This is a genomic window from Streptomyces sp. NPDC058051, from assembly GCF_042885475.1.
In the GTDB taxonomy this organism is placed as follows: domain Bacteria; phylum Actinomycetota; class Actinomycetes; order Streptomycetales; family Streptomycetaceae; genus Streptomyces.
The window spans coordinates 1-5,045 of record NZ_JBHVRW010000061.1 but is presented as its reverse complement, the minus strand read 5'-3'; the positions used below and the strand labels follow the sequence as shown (position 1 = coordinate 5,045).

2 protein-coding genes are annotated in these 5,045 nt (G+C 66.8%); both read right to left on the bottom strand.

The genetic code is table 11. The features are described 5' to 3' along the window. Nucleotides 1–3,441, bottom strand: a 3,441-nt coding sequence (locus ACFVUT_RS37500; RefSeq protein ID WP_389671156.1) for a type I polyketide synthase, incomplete at its 3' end; no start/stop codon positions are given. A gap of 7 nt (nt 3,442–3,448) precedes the next feature. Further along, a partial coding sequence (locus ACFVUT_RS37495; RefSeq protein ID WP_389671154.1) for a beta-ketoacyl reductase occupies nt 3,449–5,045 on the bottom strand: 1,597 nt, incomplete at its 5' end.

Sequence of the window (5,045 nt, the reverse complement as noted above, 5' to 3'; positions counted from 1 at the left end):
CACCACACCCACCGACACACCCGACCACGCAAACGGCAACGCCGCCCCCTCACCCACCACACCAGCCACAACCACCCCATGGAGCGCAGCGTCGAACAGGGCAGGATGAAGGGCGAACGTCCCGGGCTCCGTACCCTCCGGCAGTCCGGCCTCGGCATAGACGTGCTCGCCGGACTTCCACGCGGCAGTGAGGCCGCGGAACGCCGGCCCGTACTCCAGTCCGGCCTCCGCCATGTCCTCGTAGAAGCCCTCCAGGTCCACGGTCTCCGCATCTGCCGGGGGCCACTGGCCGGTGCTCCATTCCGCGTCCCCGTCGATGACATCATCGGCGGCAATGGTCAGCGAGCCGGTCGCGTGTCGGACCCACGGGGTGTCCGCGGCCTCGCCACGCGAGTGGACGCTGACGGGACGCCGGCCGGAGTCGTCGGAAGCGCCGACGGCGACCTGAAGCGCGACACCGCCATGCTCGGGGAGGATAAGGGGCGCTTCCAGGGTGAGCTCTTCCAGTGCTGCGCATCCGACTTCGCGTCCGGCCCTCAGCGCAAGTTCGACGAATCCCGTACCGGGGAAGAGGACGGTGTCGCCCACCGCGTGATCTGCGAGCCACAGGTGCGTGTGGGACGAGAGACGTCCGGTCAGGACCACGCTGTCCGAGTCGGGGGACGTGACCACCGCGCTGAGCAGGGGATGGTCGGCAGACTCCTGGCCGATCGACTCAAGGTCCGCGCCGTGCTGCTCGCTGGCGATCCAGTAGTTCTGGTGCTGGAAGGCGTAGGTGGGCAGGTCGACCCGGCGGGCACCCGAACCCTCGAAGAACCGCGCCCAGTCCACCGACACCCCCGCCACATGCAGCCGGCCCAGAGCCGACACCGCCGCAGCAGCCTCCGGACGAGCCCCGCGCAGGAACGGAACGAACACCGCGGACTCCGAGACCACCGACTGCTGCGCCATCCCACTCAGCACACCATCCGGCCCGATCTCCACAAACGACGACACCCCCCGCCCCTCCACACACGCCACCGCATCCCCGAACCGCACCGCCTCCCGCACATGCCGCACCCAATACCCCGGCGAAGCAACCTCCTGCGACACCTCACCCGTCACACCCGACACCACCGCAACCAACGGACTACTGAACTCCAAACCAGCCACCACCGCACCGAACTCCGCCAACATCGGCTCCATCAACGGCGAATGAAACGCATGCGACACAGCCAGCCGCTTCACCCTCCGCCCCTGCTCCTCAAACGTGCCGACCACGGCAAGAACCGCACCCTCCGTCCCCGACACCACGACCGAACGCGGACCATTCACCGCAGCAATCCCCACCTCATCCGTCAGCAACGGCAACACCTCACCCTCCGCCGCCTCCACCGCCACCATCGCCCCACCCACCGGCAACCCCTGCATCAACCGACCACGCGCCACCACCAACTCCGCCGCATCACCCAACGACAACACCCCCGCCACATGCGCCGCCGCAATCTCCCCCACCGAATGACCCAACACAAAATCAGCCCGCACCCCCCACCACTCCACCAACCGGAACAACGCCGTCTCCACCGCAAACAACCCCGCCTGCGCAAACATCGTCCCGTTCAACACACCCGCATCCTCACCCCACACCACCTCACGCAACGAACAACCCAACCGCACATCCAACTCCACCAACACCGCATCAAAAGCCTCCGCAAACACCGGAAAAGCCTCATACAACCCACGCCCCATACCCAACCGCTGCGCACCCTGACCCGTAAACACAAACGCCGTACCACCCACAGAACCCGCCACACCACTCACCACACACGAAGGCTCCTCACCCGCGACCAGCCCCTCCAGCCCCCGCACCAACTCCTCCCGATCCGACGCCGCGATCACCGCACGATGCTCCAGCACCGCACGCGACACCACCGACGAAAACCCCACATCCACCAACGACAACCCCGAACCCGCCGCCACCACACGCTCCAACAACCGCGCAGCCTGCCCCCGCAACGCCCCCTCACCACGACCCGACACCACCACCGGCACCACCGACACCCCAGGCACCCCAGGCACCCCAGCCGGAACCACAACCGCCGGAGCCTCCTCCACCACCGGAGCCTGCTCCACAATCACATGCGCATTCGTCCCACTCAGCCCGAACGACGACACACCCACCCGACGCGGACGCCCCCGCACCGGCCACACCCGCGCCTCAGTCAACAACTCCACCGCACCCACAGACCAATCCACCTGCGGAGTCGGCACATCCACATGCAACGTCTTCGGCAACACCCCATGACGGATCGCCTCAACCGCCTTGATCACCCCACCCACACCCGCAGCCGCCTGCGCATGCCCCAGATTCGACTTCAACGACCCCAACCACAAAGGATCACCCTCCACCCGCCCCTGCCCATACGTGGACAGCAACGCCTGCGCCTCGATCGGATCACCCAACCGCGTCCCCGTCCCATGCGCCTCCACCAGATCAACCTGATCAGCAGAAATCTGCGCATCAGCCAGCGCCGCCCGAATCACCCGCTGCTGCGACGGACCATTCGGAGCCGTCAGCCCATTACTCGCCCCATCCTGATTAATGGCGCTCCCCCGCACCACCGCCAATACCGGGTGGCCGTTGCGGCGTGCGTCGGAGAGACGTTCCAGAAGTAGGACGCCCGCGCCTTCCGACCAGCTGGTGCCGTCGGTGGAGCCGGCGAAGGACTTGCAGCGCCCGTCCCTCGCCAGGCCGCCCTGCCTGCTGAACTCGACAAAGACCTCAGGCGTCGACATGACGGCCACACCCCCGGCCAGCGCCATCGAGCACTCACCCGAACGCAGCGCCTGGGCCGCGAGGTGCAGGGCGACCAGCGACGACGAGCACGCCGTGTCCACCGTCATCGACGGGCCTTCGAAGCCGAAGACGTACGAGACGCGCCCGGAGGCGATCGAACCCGTCGCGCTGTTGTGGGCGTAGTCGTGGTACATCATCCCGGCGAAGACACCGGTCTTGCTGCCCTTGAGGGAGAACGGATCGATACCGGCCCGTTCGAACACCTCCCACGAGCATTCCAGCAGCAGACGCTGCTGCGGGTCCATGATCAGCGCCTCGTTCGGGCTGATTCCGAAAGGTGCGGGGTCAAAGGTGTCCGCAGAGTGGAGGAACCCGCCCTTGTTGACATAGGTGGTGTTCTGCTTCGCCCCCTCGGGGTCGTAGAGCGAACCGATGTTCCAGCCCCGGTTCTCCGGGAACTCGGATATCGCGTCCACCCCGTCGTTCACCAATTCCCAAAGGGTTTCCGGTGAATCGACGCCGCCGGGAAATCGGCAGCTCATCGAGACGATCGCAATGGGCTCGCGGGCCGCGGCCGACAGCTTGCGGTTGTGAGCGCGCAGCCGGTCGTTCTCCTTGAGCGACGCACGCAGTGCGGCAAGCAGCTTCTCGTCGGAATTCGTCATCGGGCTCTCACATTCCCTGCGTCGCGTCGTCCAGGCCAGAACCATTGAGCGCCATGCTGATCAGGCTCTCGGCGTCCATCTCATCGAAGTCCTCGGTCGAGGAACTCTCCGGATCCGCAGCCGAATCCTTCTGCTCGTCGTGTGCGCCGGCGAGCTCGAAGAGCACCTCCATCAGTCCCGCGTCCCGGAGTCGGTTCAGCGGAATTCCTTGCAGGATGCGACGGACCCGCTCCTCGCCGATGGCGTCCTCGTCCGTGGGTGTGTCAGGACGCAGTTCCTCGGCAATGTGCTGCGCGAGCATGCGGGAGTTCGGATAGTCGAAGACCAGGGTGGCCGACGGGTGTAGTCCCGTGGCCTGAGCCAGGCCGTTACGGAACTCCACCGCGGCCAGCGAGTCGAATCCGAGTTCTTTGAAGGCACGGTCCGGCTCAATGGCGGTCGGACCGGGGTATCCGAGGATGGCTGCGGCGTGCGCGCGTACCAGGTCGAGCACTTGGTCCCCGCGCTCCTCATCGGACAGGGCCGCCATGCGTCGCCGGAACGTCGCGGCACCCGACGTCGCGGCGTCGACGGCCCTCGCCGGCCTCGACCGCACCAAGCCGCGGAACATGTCGGGCAGAGCGTCCGGTGCTTGTGCCGCCGCAGCGGAGAGATCCATCCGCATGGTGACGACCACGGCCTCGCCGAAGGTTTCGGCGGCGTCGAAAAGATCGGTGCCCTGCTTGGACGACAGCGGTTCGATGCCGGAGCGGTTCATCCGCTGGGAGTCGCCTGTGTTCAGGCCGTCCGCCATTCCGCCGTCGGCCCATGGCCCCCAGGCGAGTGACTGGGCCGGCAGGCCCTCGGCCCTGCGGTACGAGGCGAGGGCGTCGAGGAAGGCATTGGCAGCCGCGTAGTTGGCCTGGCCGGGATTACCCAGCACTCCAGCAGCGGAGGAGAAGAGGATGAAGGCGTCGAGGTCCATGTCCCGCGTCAGCTCGTGAAGATTCAGCGCCGCCTCGACCTTCGGCCGCAACACCGCCTCCACCCGCCCCGGCGTCAACGAACCAATCACCCCGTCATCCAGCACACCCGCCAAATGCACCACACCCACCAACGGACGATCCCCCGGAATCGCATCCAACACCCGCGCCAAAGAACCCCGGTCAGCCACATCACACGCCTCCACCACCACCTCAGCACCCAACCCCACCAACTCATCCACCAACCCACGAGCCCCCGGAGCCCCCAACCCCCGACGACTCGTCAACACCAAACGCCGCACCCCACGCTCCACCACCAAATGCCGAGCAAACACCCCACCCAACAACCCCGTACCACCCGTCAACAACACCGTCCCCACCGAACCAAAACCACCCCCACCACCAGACCCCACACCCGCACCCGCACCCGCACCCGCACCCGCCACAGCACGCACCAACCGCGGCACCCACGCACGCCCCCCACGCACCACCACCTGCGACTCACCCAAACCCACCACCCGCACCACATCCGCATCAGACACCACCCCATCCACCAACACCACACGGCCCGGATTCTCCGACTGAGCCGACCTCACCAACCCCCACACAGCCGCACCCACCACATCAACCACACCCTCACCC